Annotated in this window: 15 protein-coding genes and 1 tRNA gene; 5 read left to right on the top strand and 11 right to left on the bottom strand. The window is 71.7% G+C overall.

The features are described 5' to 3' along the window. Positions 1 to 12: 12 nt before the first annotated feature. The 3 genes from ACTVZO_RS38390 to ACTVZO_RS38400 form a co-directional block, all read right to left on the bottom strand. The gene (locus ACTVZO_RS38390; protein ID WP_443302781.1) at positions 13 to 282 is read right to left on the bottom strand and encodes a hypothetical protein; all 270 of its coding nucleotides are present in this window, start codon (positions 280 to 282) and stop codon (positions 13 to 15) included. Between the two features lie 74 nt (positions 283 to 356). Then, positions 357 to 755, bottom strand: coding sequence for a deaminase (locus tag ACTVZO_RS38395; protein WP_443302782.1), 399 nt, complete (start codon positions 753 to 755; stop codon positions 357 to 359). Between the two features lie 179 nt (positions 756 to 934). Beyond that, positions 935 to 1,495 carry a GNAT family N-acetyltransferase gene (locus tag ACTVZO_RS38400; RefSeq protein ID WP_443302784.1) on the bottom strand — a complete coding sequence of 187 codons (561 nt, stop codon included), beginning with the start codon at positions 1,493 to 1,495 and terminating at the stop codon, positions 935 to 937. Between the two features lie 351 nt (positions 1,496 to 1,846). On the opposite strand from ACTVZO_RS38400, the gene ACTVZO_RS38405 reads away from it, so the two are divergent. Together ACTVZO_RS38405 and ACTVZO_RS38410 are read left to right on the top strand one after the other, a co-directional pair. Further along, positions 1,847 to 2,215 carry a hypothetical protein gene (locus tag ACTVZO_RS38405; protein ID WP_443302785.1) on the top strand — a complete coding sequence of 123 codons (369 nt, stop codon included), beginning with the start codon at positions 1,847 to 1,849 and terminating at the stop codon, positions 2,213 to 2,215. A 133-nt stretch (positions 2,216 to 2,348) separates the two neighbouring features. Then, the gene (locus ACTVZO_RS38410) at positions 2,349 to 4,400 is read left to right on the top strand and encodes a hypothetical protein (RefSeq protein WP_443302786.1); all 2,052 of its coding nucleotides are present in this window, start codon (positions 2,349 to 2,351) and stop codon (positions 4,398 to 4,400) included. 9 nt (positions 4,401 to 4,409) lie between these two features. On the opposite strand, the gene ACTVZO_RS38415 is transcribed toward ACTVZO_RS38410, so the two are convergent. The 5 genes from ACTVZO_RS38415 to ACTVZO_RS38435 all read right to left on the bottom strand — a co-directional run bounded on the left by ACTVZO_RS38415 (position 4,410) and on the right by ACTVZO_RS38435 (position 9,914). Next, the gene (locus ACTVZO_RS38415; RefSeq protein ID WP_443302787.1) at positions 4,410 to 5,318 is read right to left on the bottom strand and encodes a hypothetical protein; all 909 of its coding nucleotides are present in this window, start codon (positions 5,316 to 5,318) and stop codon (positions 4,410 to 4,412) included. Between the two features lie 163 nt (positions 5,319 to 5,481). Then, complete coding sequence (locus ACTVZO_RS38420; protein WP_443302788.1) at positions 5,482 to 6,645, bottom strand: carboxylate-amine ligase; 1,164 nt, start codon at positions 6,643 to 6,645, stop codon at positions 5,482 to 5,484. A 223-nt stretch (positions 6,646 to 6,868) separates the two neighbouring features. Beyond that, positions 6,869 to 7,663: a signal peptidase I gene (gene lepB, locus ACTVZO_RS38425; protein WP_443302789.1), complete on the bottom strand. Its 795-nt coding sequence runs from the start codon at positions 7,661 to 7,663 to the stop codon at positions 6,869 to 6,871. Between the two features lie 132 nt (positions 7,664 to 7,795). Next, a complete protein-coding gene (locus ACTVZO_RS38430) occupies positions 7,796 to 9,127 on the bottom strand; it encodes a sensor histidine kinase (RefSeq protein ID WP_443302790.1) in 1,332 nt (443 codons plus the stop codon). A gap of 136 nt (positions 9,128 to 9,263) precedes the next feature. After that, complete coding sequence (locus ACTVZO_RS38435; protein WP_443302791.1) at positions 9,264 to 9,914, bottom strand: response regulator; 651 nt, start codon at positions 9,912 to 9,914, stop codon at positions 9,264 to 9,266. A gap of 881 nt (positions 9,915 to 10,795) precedes the next feature. On the opposite strand from ACTVZO_RS38435, the gene ACTVZO_RS38440 reads away from it, so the two are divergent. Then, positions 10,796 to 13,939 carry a hypothetical protein gene (locus ACTVZO_RS38440; RefSeq protein WP_443302792.1) on the top strand — a complete coding sequence of 1,048 codons (3,144 nt, stop codon included), beginning with the start codon at positions 10,796 to 10,798 and terminating at the stop codon, positions 13,937 to 13,939. A 104-nt stretch (positions 13,940 to 14,043) separates the two neighbouring features. On the opposite strand, the gene ACTVZO_RS38445 is transcribed toward ACTVZO_RS38440, so the two are convergent. The 3 genes from ACTVZO_RS38445 to ACTVZO_RS38455 form a co-directional block, all read right to left on the bottom strand. Further along, positions 14,044 to 15,276, bottom strand: coding sequence for an Ig-like domain-containing protein (locus tag ACTVZO_RS38445; RefSeq protein ID WP_443302794.1), 1,233 nt, complete (start codon positions 15,274 to 15,276; stop codon positions 14,044 to 14,046). 163 nt (positions 15,277 to 15,439) lie between these two features. Next, positions 15,440 to 16,246: a polysaccharide deacetylase family protein gene (locus tag ACTVZO_RS38450; RefSeq protein ID WP_443302795.1), complete on the bottom strand. Its 807-nt coding sequence runs from the start codon at positions 16,244 to 16,246 to the stop codon at positions 15,440 to 15,442. Positions 16,247 to 16,507: 261 nt separating this feature from the next. Continuing rightward, a tRNA-Arg gene (locus tag ACTVZO_RS38455) sits at positions 16,508 to 16,580 on the bottom strand. 323 nt (positions 16,581 to 16,903) lie between these two features. Here ACTVZO_RS38455 and ACTVZO_RS38460 point away from each other — a divergent pair. Both ACTVZO_RS38460 and ACTVZO_RS38465 read left to right on the top strand, forming a co-directional pair. After that, positions 16,904 to 17,635, top strand: a complete 732-nt coding sequence (locus tag ACTVZO_RS38460) for a methyltransferase domain-containing protein (RefSeq protein ID WP_443302796.1) — start codon at positions 16,904 to 16,906, stop codon at positions 17,633 to 17,635. Between the two features lie 727 nt (positions 17,636 to 18,362). Next, positions 18,363 to 19,424, top strand: coding sequence for a S1C family serine protease (locus ACTVZO_RS38465; RefSeq protein WP_443302797.1), 1,062 nt, complete (start codon positions 18,363 to 18,365; stop codon positions 19,422 to 19,424). Positions 19,425 to 19,695: the final 271 nt, after the last annotated feature.

Here is a 19,695-nt window from a genome sequence, read left to right on the forward strand (position 1 = left end):
CGGGGCCGCGCATCAGGCCGCGGCACCGGGCGGCCCGTCCGCGTCCCGCGCCGCGACGGTGCCGACCCCCGGTCCGCCGCGCAGGGGCACGTGCACCGGGGCCGCCCTTCGGTGCGAACCGTTGCGCACCGGCCGGCGGAGGGCAGCGGGCATCCGCCGCAGGAGCCAGCGGTTCGCCGGCTCCTCGTCGAGCCGCGCGGGCAGCGCGGCGATCCGGGCGGATATCGGGCTCCGCACCGTTTTCGGCGTCCGCTCCGTGAGCTGCGGGATGGTCGATGCCATGGCACTTCCTAACGGTGTCGCCGTCTCGGCGGGCCGGCCGGGCGGACCCGGGCGGTGAAGGCTTCGGAGGAGGGTCAGGGGCCCTGGACGATGTCCATGCACTGCACGGAGCCGCATTCGTCCGTGTAGAAGACTCGCTGGACGCCCGCCTCCCAGAGGGCCTGCTGGCACCGGGGGCACGGCCGGGCCATCGCCGGGCGGAGCAGCGCGTCCAGGCGGGCCACGTACATGGTGGCCCCCTCGGTGCGCCTGGCCCGCCGCAGCGCGGCCACCTCGGCGTGGAAGGTGCTGTTGCGGAAGTCGACGAAGGGGGAGTTGCGCCGTTTGTTGGGGGCGGCCGCGACGACGCGGTTGCCGCGCACGAGGACGGCGCCCATCGTGTACCGGCAGCCGGACCGGGACGCTTGGCGCAGGGCGGCGTGCATCCACCCGGTGCGCGAGTGACGGGACGTGGGGACCTCGACGGCGAGCATGGGCCTCTCCTGCGGACGGGACGCCGCCCGGCCGGGGTCGGCCGGCGGCGTCCGTTGTGTGGGCGGGTGCCGCTGACAGCGTCTCCGTCGGCGCATGGCCGGGGGATCCGCCCACCGGACGGTGCCGCAGGGGAGGGGCCCCGCCAGATGGGGGAGGGGCGGTGGCGTGGCGACCGGCTTCAGGCCGCCATCGAGCGGAACACCTCGGGGACCAGCGGGAGCCTCGCACCCATGATCGTGTACTGCTCCGCGCCCTCGGGTTCGGTCACCAGGTCGCGGTAGCCGAACCGCTGGTAGAGCCGCCGGGCGGGCGTCGGTCCGGCCGGGGTCGTCAGGACGACGCGGCGTTCCGTCGCGCGCGAGCAGAGCGTGGTGAGCAGGAGAGTGCCCAGTCCGCGGCGCTGGAACGCCGGCAGCATGTGCAGTTCACAGACGTAGAAGGCGTTCTCGGCCCAGGAGCTGTGCCCCGCACGGTGCAGGCGGGCACTGACGGGCGCCCGCCACGGGTAGGACTCGTCGGCTCCCACGCCGTAGGCGAAGCCCACCAGCCGACCGTCCTCGAAGGCGCCGAACGCGCTCAGTCCGTGGGCTCCCCGGGCGCGTCGTACGGCCAGCTGGTCGTCGAGTGCGCCGGGCGGCAGCCCCAGGGCCTGGGACTGGATCCGGAGGGTCTCTTCGGCCCGGTCGACGATGTCGATGTCCTGGACGGCCGGCGCGGTCTTACGGGTACGGACGTGCATGGTGCGGACCTTCACAGCAGGTGGATACGGGGGACGGACGGCGCCTGACGAGCGGTGCCGCGGCGGCCCGTCGGGCGGGCTGCATCCAGCCGATCACGTCGCGCGGACCACGGGCAGGGCCGGCCGGGCAGCCACCGGGGCAGACCTCGCGGGACCCCTGGCGCAGCCGGGGGGCACGGCGCGAGGACTGCACGGAGCGCTGCCCGAAGGGGATCGGTCAGACCCGGCAGCCGACCGCAGCATGGGCGCTCCGCCCCTTGCACGCCGACCTCCGGCGCTGCGGTGACGCGGCAGCATTTTTCCCTACCGGAAACGGAGTTGATTCACATGGGTTCGAGGATAGATCTGGTTGTGGGAGGCGTACGCGCCGCGGAGCTGGTCAACGCCTACCGGGCGCGCCTGGAGCGGCTGGACCTGCTTCCCCCGTCCGCTGCCCTTGAGGTCGCCTGCTACGCCTTCGCCTCCGGTTGCGTCCATCTGCTGGTCGCCCCGGGACAGGTGTGGGTGCGCAGCGCGGCCGAGGCGGCCGCGCGCACCGGTGGCGGGGCCCCCGACGCGGACGAACTGCTCGTCCTGGAGGTGGAGAACGACGAATCCGGCCACTTCGCGGTGTGCCGCGAGCCCTGCGGCATCGTCGCCCGGGTGCCGCTGGGCGAACTCGGGCGGAGCTTCGAGCTCGCCCGCTGGCCCCAGGACCTCGACGAGCTGCACGCGTGGTGATCCTCTCCACCGCCGGAGTCCGGGAGAGGGCCGCAAGCCTGCACGATCGGGCGGGACGCGGCCGCGGAACCCTCCCTAGCGTGCGCCGGAGCACCGGTTCACACACCGGATCGCCCGATCAGAGGAGCACCGTATGGAGACGAACCACAAGAAGGGACGCGCCGTCCCGGCCGGCCTGACGGCCGAGGACGCCGCGTACCTGAAGAAGCGCGGCCCCCTGCCCGTGTACAGGTACCGCCGCAAGGACGCCCTGCGCCAGGCACGGCTGGTGGGCAAGCACCTGGACGCCGTCGGCGGCTTCGTCGCTGCCGACCTCCTGACCCGGGTGATGGCCGGCAAGGAGCTGGAGAGGGCGCAGGCCCTGCTGCTGCGCAATGCCATTGCGCAGCTCCATGCCGAGCTGGAGGGCGGCACCCGGACCGGTGGCGCCGCAGGGCCGGGCGGCTCCGCTCCTGATCCCGTCCCGACGCAGAAAGACGCTCGCGCCGCCCTCGTCCGGGCCGTCGCCATGCTGAAGGACCTGGCCGCGGGGAAGGAGGACATGGCGCAGTGCATGCTGTCCGTGCTGCGGCTGGAGGACAGCCTGTCCTGGCGAGCCCCCGGAGACACCCGCCCGGCCAAAGCGGGTGCGCATACCGCGGAGCGGGACCTGTCCCGCCTCCTGTCAGGCCTCCTGGAGGCGGAACGTGCACTACGTGACAGCGCCGACGCACTCGGTCGGACCCTGGGCTCCGATGCGGGGGAGCAGGGCTACGACGCCGTCCTGAAGGCCTCGCTCACCCGTGCGCGCGGTGATCTGGCAGGGCTCCGGACGGCGGTCGAGGCGTACCACGACACGATCGCGCGACTGTGCGGAGACGTGTGGGAGCGGGCCGTCGACACCGCCCGGGCCGAGTTCACCGGCGCCGTCGACCACTACGACCCGGTCTTCGCCCTGAAGGTCATGACCTTCAAGGCCGGCGTGACCGTACTGAGCGCCGCTTGCACGGCGGCCTCGGCCGTCTGCCCGCCCCTGGCAGCCGTGACCGTGGGCATCGCGGTCGGCGGCGTCGTCGGGCCGGCGGCGGCCATGAAGGCCCGCGCCGCCCGGGAGACGACCGACCCGAACCGTGTCGCGGAACTCCTGAGCACGAAGGCCGTCCCGACGCGCGATCTGAAGAAGGCGGCGCAGGACAAGAAGGCCCCGGTCGGCAGCGCCCGGGCCGGGAAGCACGGCCTGCGCACCGCCGGGGGCCGGGCTGCGGACGCGCTGGACACCACCAACGAAGGCTTCGGAGTCGTCTCGAACGTGCTGAGCGCCGGGACCCCCTTCGAGCAGGGCATGGCCACGGCGGCGGCGGCCCTCGCGGAGAGCACCCTGGTCATGGCCACCACACCGGCAGGCGCCGCCGTCGGCCTGGTATCCGTCGTCCGCGAGGCGGTGGGGTCGGAACTACGGACCCCCGTTCCCGTGGGCGACGAGAAGGGACGCCGGAAGCTGCCCGGCGACGCCCGGGCCGTGGCGAAGGGGGCCACCCGTCCGCCCGTGCGCCCTGCGGGCGCGAAGGCCCCGGAGGGCCGGCCGCAGGGCGTCCCGCTGCCCGACCGCTGCACCGCCGGGCACGCCTTCAAGCTCTGGAACCAGGTGACCCAGACGTGGTTCTCCGCCACGGCCGTTTTCACGCTGCACCGCGCCGACGCGGCGACCCTGCGTGAGCACGGGCCCTGCATGGTCGTCGACGGGCTGACGGTGCACTTCGAGGACGCCTGCGGCGTGGTGCGCCCGCTGGACCTGAGCCGCACGGCGGTCGTCGGCGGCGTAGTGGTCTCGGACCTGGCATCGGCGGTCATCGGGACGGTCTGTGCGGCACGCGCCGACGCCACGGGAGCCGAGCTGCTCCACCCCGAGCGGTACCTGCCCGACCAGATCGACGTCGTCCAGGCCCACTGGCTGCTCGACCCCCAGCAGCCGGGTCGGCTCCTCGACGCGACCACCCCGTACTACGCGCTGGCGTATGCAGCGCTCCACGTCTCGTACGCCCGCCCGAACGAGCAGGAGCCGTACGCCTGGCAGGTGGAGAACCTGTACGAGGTGCTGCCCGAGGTGGAGGCCGAGCCGTTCGCCCGCTGGCTGGAACAGGCGCAGGGCATGGCCCGCACGCTCACCGGGGCGGCCGGGCCGGAGTACGAGGACGCCCGGTTCTGACGGGCCGCTTCAGGCGGCCACGGGCCGGCGCCCGGGCCCCGCTGCCGGGGCGGGGAGGCGCACGGGGCGCCGGCCGGCGCGGCGGGCGAGCGCGGGAGCGGCTGAGGCCGCTGCCCCCGCCAGGGGCGCCGACGGCACGTCGGCGTCCGGGACGCGCCGGGCGTCCCGGCAGCGCCGGCACGGCGGGATCTGCTCCCGCCGGTGGATCGCGTACCCCTCGGCCGTCCCGCAGGCGCCCGTCCACTCCGGTTCGGCGGCCGGGTCGTCGATCGTCTCGTCGTCCCAGCACCACGGCGGGACGTAGCCGTTCTTCCGGGCACGGGACCGCGTCGTGCTGATGTGCCAGGCGCTGCGGCCCAGCTCGGCGGGGTTGCTGTGCTGGTACTTCTCGTAGAAGGCGGCGATGCGGTGCGCCGTGGCGGCGTACACGTAGCGGCGGCCGCGGTGGCTCAGCATCAGGGTGCTCAGGTTGCCCGCGGAGAGCCCCAGCTCCCCGGCCATCCAGACGCAGTCGTACCCCATGGCGTTGAGTGCCTGGAGGCGTCTGCGGGTGCCGAGCGGCGGCAGCTGGGCCCCGGAGCGGCTCTTGGCCGCGGGCCGCTCCAGCCGGATGCTCCAGAGCTTGTCGATCGTCGACTGGAGCAGACAGTCGACCGTCACGCGTTCACCGCGGACCACCCGGTAGCCGTTGATCAGGTGCATGATCGTATCCCGGCCCACACCGCTCTGGGCGGCCATCGCGTGGGAGGTCATGCCGCCCTCGTAGTAGAGACTGCGGCAGTGCCTCCGGACCGCGGCTATGTCCTTGCTGCGCGACGGTGTGCCGCGCTCGACCAGGTACCTGCGCCGTTTGACCTCGCGCCGCTCCCTCGCACTCTGTTCCGGGGTCATCTCGGCCCGGCGCGTGTACCTGGACAATTTCTTCACCCTTCGACGGCGGCCCGGTGGGGGCGGGGGGCGGGGCCCGACGGCCCCGTGTTCCCAACGTATGGAGCACCGCGAGCCCGCTCCTCCACCGATCGGAGGACCCGAGTGGTGGAAGAGCGGGCCCGCGGTGCTGGAGCGGTCCGGCGGTCGGCCCTCAGCAGGCCTCGGTCTCGTCGGCCAGGTGGCGCAGTACGTCGGCGGGGGACTGGCGCCGGGCGAATGCGGCCCGCTGCCGTGCGGCGGACGAACCGTGCTGCAGCATTCCGGTGAGGGTCCGCGCGACGTGGTCGTAGTCCCCGGCCGCTTCGAGGTGCGGACCGAGGAGGTCGACGAGCTGCCACGCGAGGGTGGCGGCCGGCACTTCCGCGCCGGTGAAGGGGTCCAGGCCCGAGCCCTCGAAACCGTCCCGCGCGGCGCGCCAGCGTGCCAGCCGCAGTCCCCGGTCGGAAACCGTCGGACCGGTGATCATGCCGGGGTCGTCGGCCGTCGCATGGGCCACCAGAGCCCTGGCCAAGGCCGCCTGGAGAAGAGCACCGTCCAGTCGGGGAGACATGTCGGGCGCGCGCAGTTCGAGGGTGGGCCAGGTCGCGCTGGGGCGGAGGTCCCAATAGACCATCCCGTCGTCCAGCGCGGCGCCGGAGTCGACCAGGCTCCGGACCGCGCCGTCGTACGCGGCCGTGGACAGGAAGTGCGGGGGCAGCCCGGCGGACGGCCAGGAGGACCAGGCGACGGTCCGCCAGCTCGCGTGACCGGTGTCGCGCCCGTTCCAGAAGGGCGAACCCGCCGCGAGTGCGACGAAGGTCGGGATCCAGGGGCGCATCCGGTTGGAGGCGCGGACGGCGGTGTCCTTGTCGAGCGTTCCGACGTGGACGTGACGGCCGCACTGGACGAGGTTGTCGGTCAGCGGCCCGAAGAGGGCCCGGCGGGTCTGGCGCCGCTCCTTGTCGAGGTTGAGGGCCAGCGGGGAGGGTGGCGCGAGGACCGGGGAAGCCGAGGCGACCAGGCGGTAGCCGCGGGCGCGGGCGGCGGTGGCGAGGACGCGACGTGCGCCGGTCAGGCTGTCGCGCAGGCCGTCGAGGGTGTAGTGCACGGGGGTGGCCGTTTCCACCTGGTAGAGGGTGCCCTCGCCGTGGAAGGCGTGCCCGGAGTCCGCGACGTCGGCGAGGATCTCGGGGGCGGCGGGGACCAGTTGCCAGGTCCGGGCGTCCAGGAGGAGGTACTCCTCCTCCACCCCCAGTGACAGGGTGGACTGCGGAGAGGCGGCGGAGGGAAGCCGCGGGCCGTGCGGGAGGTGGGTCAGGGTGCCGGTACGCGGCATGGGGGACAGAATTCTGGTGTCCAACGAATTCTCGCCAATCGGACGGGCCGGTACGGCACGGATTTCCGGCGTCGTCCCGGCCGACCGGCCGTCCGCACGCCGCGGTTTGGCGGCCCGGCCGGGACGAGGGGGGAACCGAACGTCCCGGCGGGCACGGTCCCATGCTGGGCCGCCGCACGCCGTCGGACCTCCACCGATCGGCGGGTCCGGGCGGAGGAGGGGGTCACAACGACCGCCAGTGCTCGCCGGGCCACACCACGGCGACGGCCTTTCCGACGACTGAGCTGTCGGGGATCGATCCCCCGTAGCCGTTGTCGAGGTGCGCCCGCGAATCGGCTGAGTTCCCCCGGTTGTCGCCGAGTACGAACAGCCGCCCGGCCGGAACCGTGACGCGGAACGGAGCGGCGGCGCGGACCGGCCCGGTGGGTGTGCCGGGAGGCGGGTCCACCGGCATGCCGTCGACGCGCACGCGCCCGTCCGCATCCCCTTCGACGGTGTCACCGCCGACCGCGACCACGCGTTTGACCAGCGTACGGCCGTCCCCGCTGGGCACGAGCCCGAGCGCGGCGAGCACTCCTTCGCCGGGGAACTGGCCGGACCCTGGACCGGACGGGTGCTGGATCCAGCCGCCCGGGTCGGTGAAGACGGCGACGTCACCGCGCGCGGGACCGCTCCCGAACCAGCGGCTGAACCTTTCGACCAGGATCCGGTCGCCGACTCGGAGCGTGGGATCCATGGACGCGGAAGGGATCACGAACGCCTGCGCGACGAAGGTCTTGAGCAGGAGCGTCAGCAGGATGCCGCCGCACAGGACGGCGGCGGCGCGGCGCGGCACCCGCCGGGCCCGCCGCCTGCGGACCCGCCGCGCCAGGCGCCGCCGTTCCGCCCGGCCGCGCCGGGGCGGCTCGGGGCCGGGGCCGGGGCCGGGGCCGATTGCGCCGGAGGATCCGGCCCGGAGCCCGGGACCGGACCAAGGCCTGCTCCGGCGCCGACGGCCGGACGGGTTGGTGAGACGCATGACGGGGCCCAAACTGCCGCTGGTGGAGCCGGCGGGCTGCGAGGGGCGGACACAGGACGTGTCCAGAGTGCGTCCCGCAGGGTTAACGGAGCGCTGCGGCAAGCCCAGCGGGCGCCTTGCGCCGGCGCGGTCTCACGTCCGGCGGCGGGGGCCGGCGTTCGGCCAGGTGGCCCGGCGGCCGCGCCCGGCGGATCCCGGAGCCGGGGCGGACGGGGCGCGCAGGGGCGGCAGGGTGACCGCGACGCAGGTGCCCTCCGGCCCCGAGCCGATCGTCAGCGTGCCGAGGGCCGCCTCCGTGCGCACGCGCAGCGAAGCGAGCCCGATGTGCCCGTCGAGCAGCTTGTCGCGCGGCTCCCCGGGGGCGATGCCGCGGCCGTCGTCGCGTACCTCCAGGCGCCACACCCCCGCCTCCTCCGTGAGCGAGACGCTGAAGCGCGTGGCCCGGGCGTGCAGGACGACGTTGTTGAGCAGTTCGCGTGCCGCGGTGAACACGATGGCCTCGCGGTGGTCGGGGTGCCGGGCATCGTGGTCGACGGTGACCACGCACTCGCCGTGCAGGCCCGCCCGCGCCACCGTGGTGTCGACCAGTAGCTCCAGTACGTGCCCGATGCCCTTCGCCTCCAGCATCAGCGGGTGCAGTTCGGCGGTGAGGGAGCGCAGTTGCCGTGCGATGTCGAGCAGCCGGACGCGTGCCGTGGCGACGTCGTCCGGTCCGCCGAGCCGCTGTGAAGTCCCCAGCTCCAGCCGGACGGCCAGCACGGACTGGAGCGGCCCGTCGTGCAGCAGCTCCGCCAGGGTGGCCCGCTCACGTTCCTCGGCGGACATCACCTCCGCCAGCAGTTGCGCCCGCTCGCAGGTCAGTTGGTCGATCCGGTCCGACCGCTCCTGGTGCTGCCGGGCCAGGGCCAGGCAGGCGAGGCAGGTCAGCAGGAGGAAGGCGAGGACCGCGACGGTGTTCTCGTCGACGGTGCGCACCCGCAGCCGTGAATCCGCCGCCAGCAGTACCGCGTACGTGGCGAGACAGACGCCGGCGATGGTGGCGGTGCGCCGCACCGGGAGTTGGAACCCCGCGGACATCGGTACCAGGAACAGCGCGAGCGCGAGCGCGGGAGCACCGTCCGACACCAGTTGGAGGACGACCACGACAGCGAGGTCTCCCCACAGCAGTGCGGAGGCGAACCGGGTGTGGGGACGCAGCGCCGGCAGCCGCCGGCGGGCCGCCATCGCCGCCGCCACGAGGGCGGCGTAGCCGGCGATCACCGCCGTCTCGGGCAGCGGCAGCGGAGCGCCGCCGGATCGTTCCAGCACACAGGCCAGCGCGAGGACGGCCAGGAAGGCGAACCTGAGCCAGGCGGCGATCCGTGCGAGGTCCGCGAGGTGCCAGGTCTTGACGGCGGCGAGGCCACCGCCGGAGTAGGAGCCCGCGGTCCGGGCGCGGAGCTGGGGGTCGGTCGCGTCGTTCACAGGGCAATCCCGGATGTGGGGGACCTCTATCGACTGCCGGCGAGGATGCTCGGGCGTGTTCCCGCGGCCGTGTTCCGGTCCGGCGGCCCGAGGCCGAGGCCCGAGGGCCGCGTGCGCCGGGCCGTCCGCGCGACCGCTAATCGAGGATCCCCCGCCGCATGGCCTCCGCGACGACGGCGGCGCGTCCCGACACCCCGAGCTTGTCGCAGACGTGCTGGATGTGGGTCTTGACCGTCGACGGCGCCAGGTACACGGAGCGGGCGATGTCGGGGGTGGACATCCCCGATGCCAGCATCTTGAGGATCTCCATCTCCCGCTGGGTCAGATGCGGGTCGCGTATCTCGGTGCGGGTGCGTATCTCGGAGATCAACCCCGCGGTGAGCCGCGGCGGCAGCACCGGATCGCCCTGGTGGCAGGCCTTGACGGCCTGCACGATCTCGTACGGTTCGACGTCCTTGGTGAGGTACCCCCAGGCTCCGTCCCGCAGCGCCTGGTACACCGTCGAGTTCTCCGTGAACGCGGATAGGATCAGCATCTTGGTGGAGGAACCGGACTCGACCGCGCTCCGGGCCACCTGGGCGCCGTCGAGGCCCGGCATGCGGTGATCCAGGAGGGCGACGTCGGGCTCGTCCTCCATGATGCCGGACAGGGCTTCCTTGCCGTCCTGGCACACGCGGACGACATCGAGTCCCTCTTCGGACTCCAGTTCCCGGCGCACCCCGTTCCGGTATACGGGGTGGTCATCCGCGATCAGAACGCGAATGGACGGCCGGGGCGTGCTGTTCATGTAAAGCCTCCGTTGGGTGATGACGCCCCATCCTCTCCGCCACCACCCGAAGCCGGAGGAGGCATACGGGCAACGATTGGACCGATAAGGGTCGGCCCCTTTGGTGGATTGACAAAAGTCCCATCGGTGTAGTGACTTCGGTCCTGTCGGAAATCCGCCCGTGAAATGGTCAGGCACGTGCACCGCGGTGACTGCTGAGCGGGGACGACCGGCTCCGGCCGATCGTCCGTCCCCCTTTTCCCGCCCCGGTCGGGTCGTCCGGCTTACCGGGTCGTCCGGCTCACCGGGTCATCTGGCTTGCCCGGGCGACGGGCGGCAGCCTCCCGCCGACGACGGCGGGCAGTCCCTGGTCGACCAGGTCCTGGCCTCCACGGGCAGCAACGCCCTGTGGTGCGGAGGCGGAGCTCTGGGCGCGGCCGGGATCGATGCGGCGCTGCTGATCGCGGCCCGTCGCCGCCGCTGACCTGCGGCGCGGCACACGCGCACACACGCGCACCGGTCCGGGCTCAGGCCCTCCCCGCAGGACCGCCCCGCCTCCGTTGTCGAGGCGGGGCGGCCCTGCGGGGCTTTCGCGTGCACCGGCCGCGGCTCAGCTCGGAGCCGAACCGACCTTCCACTGGCTCCAGTTCAGGTTCCGGCAGTCGAGATCTGGGAGCGGCCCACGGTGAACCCTTCCGAGGTGTTCCGGCCGCGCCGGCCCGGCCCTTCAGCTCTCGCGAACGATTACCCGTCCGGCACCTGCGCCGACCGCGCGTTCCGATGAGCATGTCCTGGATTGCACTCAGTGGTTCGGCAGACGGAAGGTCCCGCACATGGGGAGCAGAAAGCATAGGGCTTCACGCAAGATGGCATGGGTCGGGGCCGGAACGGCCTCACTGCTCATGTCTACACTCGCGCTCCAGTATGCGAGCGCCGAAGCCGGCCGCAACCAGGTTGCGGAGTTGCCGGCGGCGCCGCCCGACTTCCGGAACGGAAGTTTTGAAAAACCTGCGGTCGGGGGTGGAATCGAGGCGCGTATTCCCGAGGGCTGGTTCATGCTCGGCAGTAGCACTCCAAAGATCTATGGAAAAGGTCAGGGGGGAGGTGCCAAAGATGGGGACCAGTTTGTCGTGGTCGACAATGACCAGCTGAAGCAGCTATTCCCGGCGCAGGCGGGAAACCTGCGGTACAGCTTCTACGTCAAATCCATGCTGAGTGGTTATGCGTCGCTGAGGTCGACTGTGGGCGACAGTGTCAAGACGACCACGGCGGAACCCAACAAGTGGACACCCGTTACGGGTGAGTTCCATTCCTCGGGCGGTACCCAGGCTGTCCTTCTGGGTGCGGTTGGCCCGGTTGCGATTGACAACCTCAAGATCGAGTATGTACCCGTGGTCACGGGGACTCCCAGTGCTGTCGAGCCCATGGAGTACGGGGAGAGCCGCACGGTGACGTATGACGTCACTCAGGACGGTGGGGCGCCGGGGCGGGGGGCGCTGTTCACGGTTCCCCTACCGAAGGGGGTCGACTTCGACAAGGACAAGGTGAAGATCGACCGCATTGTGGACGGAAAGGAGGTTCCTCAGTCGGTCAAGGATGTAAAGGAGATCAACCATTCTCTGGTGGCTCCGATGGGAAGCGCCGGCGACGGTGAGCTGAAAACGGGTGACCACTACAGGATTTCATACCCGATCCACTTCGGTAGCAAGTCTGACGCTGCCGGGCTCAACGGAAAGTTTGAACTGAAGCCCGATCTCGCCCTGGATGGAAAGAAAATTCCGCTGGCGGGTGCGGATGTTGATGTTGCGACGGCTGACCTGCAATTCTTGGGGGACAGCGGTTTTAATGCCACCTCGTACGTGGTGGGCGACAAGGCCGATCTTGTTACGCACGTAAAGAACGCCGGAAAATTTGCCGCTAAAGACGTCGTCATCAAGGTCGCTCGGCCAACCGAAATCTCCGAGTCTTCGTTCGCGGCGGAGGCGGGCGGTCAGGCGTGCCTGCCGGATCAGAATCGCACGGGCCTCGAATGCAAGATCGCAAAGATTGACCCCCAGGGCGATGTGAGCGTGACCTTCTCGGGAACTGTTGGTGCTGTCAGTGCTGACGGCTCTCTTAAGGCGCAGGCTGCCCTCTCGTCGCGCACCATCGATGTGAAACCGGGGGAGAATTCCAGGCTGTTCGAGAGCACGGCAACGAGAAAAGTCGATCTAGAGGTGAAGGCGGACATCCTCAAGGACGGCTCGCCGGTCGGCAACTCTGTGAAGCCCGGAGAGAAGGTCTCGCTGAACGTGACGGCTACGAATCACGGTCCGGCCAGTCCCGCGCAGGTCGACGTAGAAGTGTCGTTGCCCAAGAACGTTGTTCCGGACGAAGAGGTGCCGGGGTACAAGGATGGAATCTGGTCCGTAGGGAAGTTGCCGGCCGGCGAAAGTGCCATGCTGAAGATCCCGGTCACTGTGCCGGCCGACGAGTCGCGGATGGACCTCGGCGCCAAGATCGGTTGGTCATCGGGTGAGGAGTTCGACGAAACCAACCCCAGTAACGACACGTCGTCCAAGAGCGTCCAGGTCGAGCGGAATGCGAAGCTCAACGTCCGGGTGTCGGTCGTTCCTCCCGCTGGCGGTGCGCCGCAGGAGTATGTACCGGGCGACCACGTCACGTACAAGATCGCTGTGAAGAACGCCGGTCCGTCCAAGGCCTCGAAGGTGCAGATCACCCACTCCATGCCCACCGGCATGGTGCCGGGCACATGGACCGGTCCGACGGGCACGTCGTACGAGGACGGGGTATGGACCATCCCCGCTATCGCGTCTGAGGACACCGCCGAACTGACGGTCAAGGGGGTCGTCCCCGCCGACGAGGAGAAGACGGTGCACCGGGTGTGCCTCGTAGGGGCCGATATCCCTGACCCGCGTGGCGACTACAAGACGACGTGCGATGGCGAGAACGCGGTCGAGGGTCACATGGCCGTGAGCGAGTTGAACGTGGTGCAGCGGGCTGCGGCGCTGCTGACGGTGACCCCGGAGGGGGGCACGGGCAGTCTTCCGCTGCCGGGTCAGAAGGTGTCGTGGACCGTGAAGACGGCGAACCCGGGTGTGTCCAAGGCGCGTGGGCTTGAGATCGAGGTTCCGGTGCCGGCGGGTGTCGGTGACGCCGAGGCGGCGCCCGGGGAGAACGGGGGGACGTATGAGGGCGGTCTGTGGAAGCCGGCGGATGTGCCGGTCAACGGTCAGGCCGTGCTCAAGATGACGGGTACGGTGCTCCCCGATCACGACAAGCTGGACTATCGGGCGACTGTGAAGCAGTCGACGACGCAGTTGGACGAGAGCAAGGGGAGCAAGGTCGGCGACTCGGTGGAGAAGAGTGTTGACGTGCAGCAGGTCGCCGGGCTCGATGTGACGATCGCGGCGCTGGACGGCAAGGACACCGTCAAGGTGGGCGAGCAGGCCAAGGTGAAGGTCACGGTCGCCAACAAGGAGGGTCCCTCGACGGCCCGTAACACGGTCGTCGAGGTCGGCCTGCCGACGGTGAACGGCCTTACTCACGACGGTGGTGCCAATTTCAACGGCGAGCCGGGTGGTGAGGGTTACGGGACCTGGAAGGTCGGAGGGCTGAAGGCGGGGGAGGAGAAGTCGCTCACGCTCTCCTTCACCCCGGAGGAGGCCAAGGAGTTCCCGTTCGATGTGCTGGCGGCCCGTTCGGATGCGGCCAACCCCCAGGAGTGCCAGGACATCTGTGCCAGCACCCGGGTGAAGGCCACCGCCGACAAGCCCGACGACCAGGGCAAGCCGGACGACCCCGGTAAGCCGGACGACCCGGGCAAGCCGGATGACCCGGGTAACCCCGGCGACCCGGGCAAGCCCGACGGCCAGACCCCACCGCCCGGCGACGGGCAGCAGCCTCCCGCCGACGACGGCGGGCAGTCCCTGGTCGACCAGGTCCTGGCTTCCACGGGCACCAACGCCCTGTGGTGGGGAGGCGGAGCCCTGGGCGCGGCCGGGATCGGCGCGGCGCTGCTGATCGCGGCCCGCCGCCGCCACTGACCCGCTGAGCGGCATACGCGGAAGGGCGCGGCCCGCGGGGCCGCCCCGTCTCCACATCGGAGACGGGGCGGCCCCGCGGGGCTTTTGCGTACACCCGCCGCGGCTCAGCTCGGAGCCGAACCGTCCGTCCACTGGCTCCAGTTCAGGTTCCAGTCGCTCAGGCCGTTGCCCGGCGCAACGGGGGTGCCGCTCGAGTTCTTGACGATCACCACGTCACCGACGAGGGAGTTGTCGTAGAACCATGCGGCAGGGGTGTTCGGGTCGGCGCCGCCCTGCACATCGCGGAGTCCGATGCAGCCGTGGCTGGTGTTCTGCTTGCCGAACACCTGAGGATCCGCCCAGTAGTTGCCGTGGACGAACGTGCCGGAGTCGGTCAGGCGCATGGCGTGCGGTACGTCCGGGATCTCGTACTGGGGCTTGCCGTCCGGGTCGAGCAGCCCGACGGTGGCCCCGTTCATGACGGTGCTCAGGCTTTTCGAGGAGATCACCATCGTGCCGTCGTACGTCGCGTGCTCGGGCGAACCCGCCGACACGGGCAGCGTCTTGAGGATGGTGCCGTCGCGGTCGACCGTCATCGTCTTCGCGGCGACATCGACCGTCGAGATCTGGGAGCGGCCCACGGTGAACTCTTCCGAGGCGTTCTGGACACCCATCGCGTCCGGTCCCGCGGACACTCCGTCGAGGGCGAGCGTCACGTCGATCTTCGAGCCCGGCTGCCAGTACGACTCGGGCCGGAAGTCGAGGCGGTTCGGGCCGAACCAATGGCCGACCACCTGGTGGCCGCTGCTGGAGGTCACCGTGATGTGCCGCTGGACCTCCCCCTGCCAAGCCACGGGCTTGTCGAAGGTGACGGAGACCGGCATGCCGACGCCCACCGTGGCCGAGGCCGAGGGCGTCACCGTGGCGTGTAGGACGTCCGCCGCCGGCAGGGTCGTGAACGAGGAGTCCCGAGTGACCGTCTGGCCCGATCCGCCGCTTGTCCGGGCGACGGCGTGCACGGTGTACGTGGTTCCCGGGGCCAGGATTCCGCCGGAGGACCAGTGCGTCCCGTCCGGGGAGAGCGTGCCCGAAGCGTCGGCTCCAGGGGCGGCCGGGTCCATCGTCACCGAGTCCAGGCGTCCGCCGCTCACGGAGACCGAGGCGCCTTCTCCGGGAGCGATCCCGGTGGCTCCGTCGGCGGGGCTGAACGATATGGACGCGGACCGGTGCGCGGCGTGGGCGGCGGCAGTGGTCGTGCTGCCGCCGGAGCCCGGGGGCAGGGTGAGGGCCGCGGCTGTGGCCGCGGCGCACACCCCCACCGCGAGCAGGGCTGTCATGGTCGGGGAGGGCTTCTTCATACGTGACTCCGACGGTCCTTGCGAAGGTGCGGAGGCCGGACGCCGTCGTGCGGGCCGTGCCGTCCGGCTGGTGTGCGCCCGTGCGGCCATGAGCCCGTGCGGGCGTAGGGGACGTGCGGGTGGGGGGATCCGTGCGTGCGGCAGGCAGTCCGGCCGCGGGATGTCAGGGCGCGGTCGTCGAGGGGAAGGAGAAGCCGTAGCCCTGGGCCTTGAACCAGGGGATCAGCTGCTTGAGCGCCGCCACCGTCTCGGAGCGGTTGCCGCCCCCGTCGTGGAACAGGATGATCGGCCCGTTGCCCTTGCCGTTGTTGAACTGCTCCTTCACGGCGGAGACGATCTGCTGCGTACCCGGGGTGCTCCAGTCCTTGGGGTCGATGTCCCACCCCAGCGGCCGCAGGCCCTGCGAGGCGGCGAACGCGCGGCTGGCCGGGGTGAACGCACCGCCCGGAGCCCGGTAGTACTGGGCCTTCGCGACACCGCCCGCGGCAGTGTCGATCGTCTTCTCCGCGCCGAGGATCTCCCGCTCCTGGTACGGGACGGTCTTCTGGTCCATCGTCATGTCGTGGTTGACGGAGTGGTCGCAGAGCCGGTTGCCCGCCCGCGCGACCTTCTTGACCAGGCCCGGGTGCTGCTGCGCGTTGTTGCCGATCATGCAGAAGGTGGCGTGGACGCCGTTGTCGTGCAGGACCTTGAGAACTTGGGGAGTGAAATCGGGATCCGGCCCGTCGTCAATGGTCAGATCGACCGTACCGGAGCCGCCCTGAGAGGTCTTGGTGAAGCTGCTCGGGACCTGCGCGGGCGCCGCAGCGTCCGCCGACGGGCTCGAGGTCGTGGACCCGGACGACGGGGCGGCGGGCGCGGGATCGGCCGCGGCCGCGCCGGCGCCACACGCCAGCGCCCCGAGGGCGAGCGCGGCGGTCGCGGCGATGGCGGGAATCCTGTAGCGCGAGCGGGGGGTCGTACGGGACATGCCGGAGCTCCTAGCTGCGGTGCGAACGGGGTGATGTCCCCATCGTGTCCGGACGGCCAAGCGGACGGCCTCCTCCGATCGGCCGACTCCGGCGGGGGATGCCGGGGCCGCGGAGCCGTTTGGGTACGCCAGCGCCCCCGCGCGGCGAACGCAGGTCGTCGGGGATAGGGCGAGGCGGGCCGGCCGGCCGTACTCTGCGATCACGGGTGATCGAACACGTGATGTGTGCGGGCCGGGTGCCGCCGTGGCATCGGCGTGCGGTGCCCCGGGCAGGACTCGAACCTGCGGCCAAGCGCTTAGAAGGCGCCTGCTCTGTCCACTGAGCTACCGGGGCGGGGGAGGGGCGGCGGGGCCCGGGCTTCGGGTCCCTCGCCGCGCCCAAGACTACGTACCGGCCGTGGTCATCCGGCCCGTGCCCGTGCCGTACGGCTGTGCACCCCACGTACCGAGGGGCCAGACTGGGGAGGTTCAGGAAGGCATACGGACGGCGGGAGGAGGGCTGTGGAACCGTCCCCTCGTCCTACCGCCCGAGGCCCGGATGCCCGCGACCCCGGGGAGGCGGGACCCGCTACGGGAAACAGCCTGGCGAGCGCGTTCCGCGAGGCCGACGCGCAGGACGTGTCGTCGCTCTCGTCGTGTCTGCGTGTGCTCGAAGGCATGAGCTGCACCGCGGCCTACAAGGCCGAGCTGGCCCGGCGACTGTCCGCCGCACCCGGCGACCGGGTGGTCGACGTCGGGTGCGGCCTGGGCTACGACGTGGTGCGGACGGGCCGTCGCGTGGGCTCCCGCGGGCTCGCCCTCGGAGTCGACAGGAGCACGGGGCTCCTGGCACGCGCACGGGCGCTCGTACCGACGGACATGCCGCAGGTCCGCTACGCGGTCGGCGACGCGCACCGGCTCCCCCTGGCCGCCGGCGCCTTCGACGCGGCCCGCGTCGACCGTGCCCTCCAGCACGTACGAGACCCCGCGCAGGCCGTTGGCGAGCTGGTCCGCGCGGTGCGGGCCGGAGGCCGGGTGGCGTGTGCAGAACCCGACTGGGAGACCTTCACGGTTACGGACGACGACCGGGACACCACGCGTGCCGTGGCGCACGCCTGGTGCGCGGGATTCCGCAACGGCTGGATCGGCCGGGAGCTGCCCGCGCTTCTCGACGCGGCCGGAGTACGGGACGTCACGCTGACGGGTCACCTGCTGGCGGCTCGGGGCCATGCGGAGATCGAGGCGGTCTTCGACCTCACCAGCACGTTGCGGGGCCTCCTGTCCGGGGCCGACGCCGACCGCGAGGGGCTGGAGCGGTGGATGCAGCGCCTCCTGCACCGTGACCGGGCGGGCACCCTCATGGCGACGGTGACGGTGTTCTGCGCCTCCGGGACGGTCCGCGGACGCTGACCCGGGGCGGAGGGCCGTATCCACCGCCCGGTTCCGCCGGTCGGCGGAACCGGCACGGGCGCGGCGCCACCGATGCTGGGGTCGTCACTCCACCGCCGTGCCCGCCCCGCGGGCCAAGGAAGGCAGGTCCCCGGTGAGCACGCCCAATGAGATGCAGGACCCGGCGGCGCCTTCGCCACCACCGGCGACCACACCGCTCCCGCACGAGGAAACGGGCGCCCCGGAGCCCCAGGCCTCGGAGGCTCGAGCCGCGCAGCCCCCGTCTCAGGAGCCCCCTGTGGCGGAGCGGAAGGCCCCGGCCCCGGCTACGAAGGCCCCTGCCGCCGTCGGCACGACCGAAGAGGGCGCGGTCGCGGAGGCCCATGCCACCGGCGCCCCGCGCGTGGAAGCTACCGCTACGGAAGTTCCTCCCGGCACTGACCCGGCTGCGGAGGGCACCTGCGAAGAGGCCGAGGAGGCCGAAGAGGCCCGTTCCCTGGCGAGTGCGGCCCCCGACTCGCCCGCTGCCGCCTCCCCGGCCTCCGGAAACCCGCGCGGCAAGGCCCCCGGCTGCGTAACCGCCGTCGTGCTCTCCTCCCCGCCCGGCGCGCCGGATCCGGAGGCGGCACGAGCCGCAGCCCCGGGTCCGGCCCCAACGGCTTCGACCTCCGGAGCCCGAACGGCATCCGCTGACCGCGCCAGGCGGCACCGCACCCGGCGCCTCGTGGTGGCCGGGCTGGGTGCCGCCATGCTGGTCGGTGCCGCGGGCGGCGCCGCGGGTGCCCTCGCGGCCGGTGCCGGTGCATCCGTGGAGGTCCGCTCCGTCGGCCCGGAGGCGGCAGCCCGGTCCGGCAACGGGCAAGACGCCGGCCCGGTCCCGGGAGTCGCGGCGGCTGCCCTGCGCAGCACCGTCACGATCGATGCCACCCGCCCCGGCGTTCACATGGTCGGCACCGGCTTCTTCTTCGACTCCGCGGGCCACATACTGACCAACGCCCACGTCGTCGACCCCCAGGGCAAGCCCGCCAAGCTCACGGTGACCTTCGCCGACGGCTCCAGCTCCCCGGCCGCCGTCGTCGGCGCGGCCCCCGGCTACGACATCGCCGTCGTGAAGCTCGTCGGCTCGCACCGGCCCTCGGTTCCGCTGGCGCTCGGCAATTCGGACGACGCCGTCGTGGGCGACCCCGTGGTGGCGGTCGGCGCCCCCTTCGACCTGTCGGGAACGGTCACGTCGGGCATCCTGAGTGCCCTGGACCGTCCGGTGGTCACCCAGAACGGCACGGCGACCGCGTTCCTGAACGCGCTGCAGACGGACGCACCCATCAATCCCGGCAACTCGGGAGGGCCGCTGCTCGACGACGCCGGTCAGGTCATCGGCATCAACTCGGCCATCAGCGCCGCCACTTCGCTGGAGGGCGGCCCGGCCAGCAGCGTCGGCCTGGGCTTCGCCATCCCGATCGACCAGGCGAAGTGGGTCGCCGACAGCCTCGTGGAACACGGCACGGCGCACTACGCCCAGCTCGGCCTCAAGGTGAACAACGGATTCCGGGGCGACGGCGTACAGATCATGCCCGAGTCCGCGAAGGACACCGCTGCGGCGATCACGTCCGGCGGTCCCGCCGACAAGGCCGGACTGCACCCCGGGGACCTGATCACCGCCTTCGACGGCCGTCCCGTCGACTCCGTCCCCGCGCTCATAGCCGCGGTCTGGGCGCACCACCCCGGCGACCGGACCGCCATCACGTACGAGCGCGACGGTCATACCCGCACCACGACGCTGGTGCTGGGAGACGGTGCGGGCGAAGCCTGAGCATGCCTTCCAGGGCCGGCTGGGCCTGCCGGTCAGGCGCACTGATGGCGTTGGTCCGGGTGCGGAGCCCCACTCCTCGAAAGGGCCGTTGAAGGGGCACCCGGGCCACAGGCAGCCCCTTCTCGCTGGTTGAGCTTGTGGGGTGCCCAATCGCGCGCCAAGTATGCCAAGAAAATACTGCCCCAATTGCCCTGTCTCCCGATGAGCCTGGCGCGAGAGTATGGGAATGGAGTGAAATCGGCTGGATCGGCCAGCCGCATGCCTCCGACGA

This window comes from Streptomyces sp. IBSNAI002, from assembly GCF_052244475.1.
In the GTDB taxonomy this organism is placed as follows: domain Bacteria; phylum Actinomycetota; class Actinomycetes; order Streptomycetales; family Streptomycetaceae; genus Streptomyces.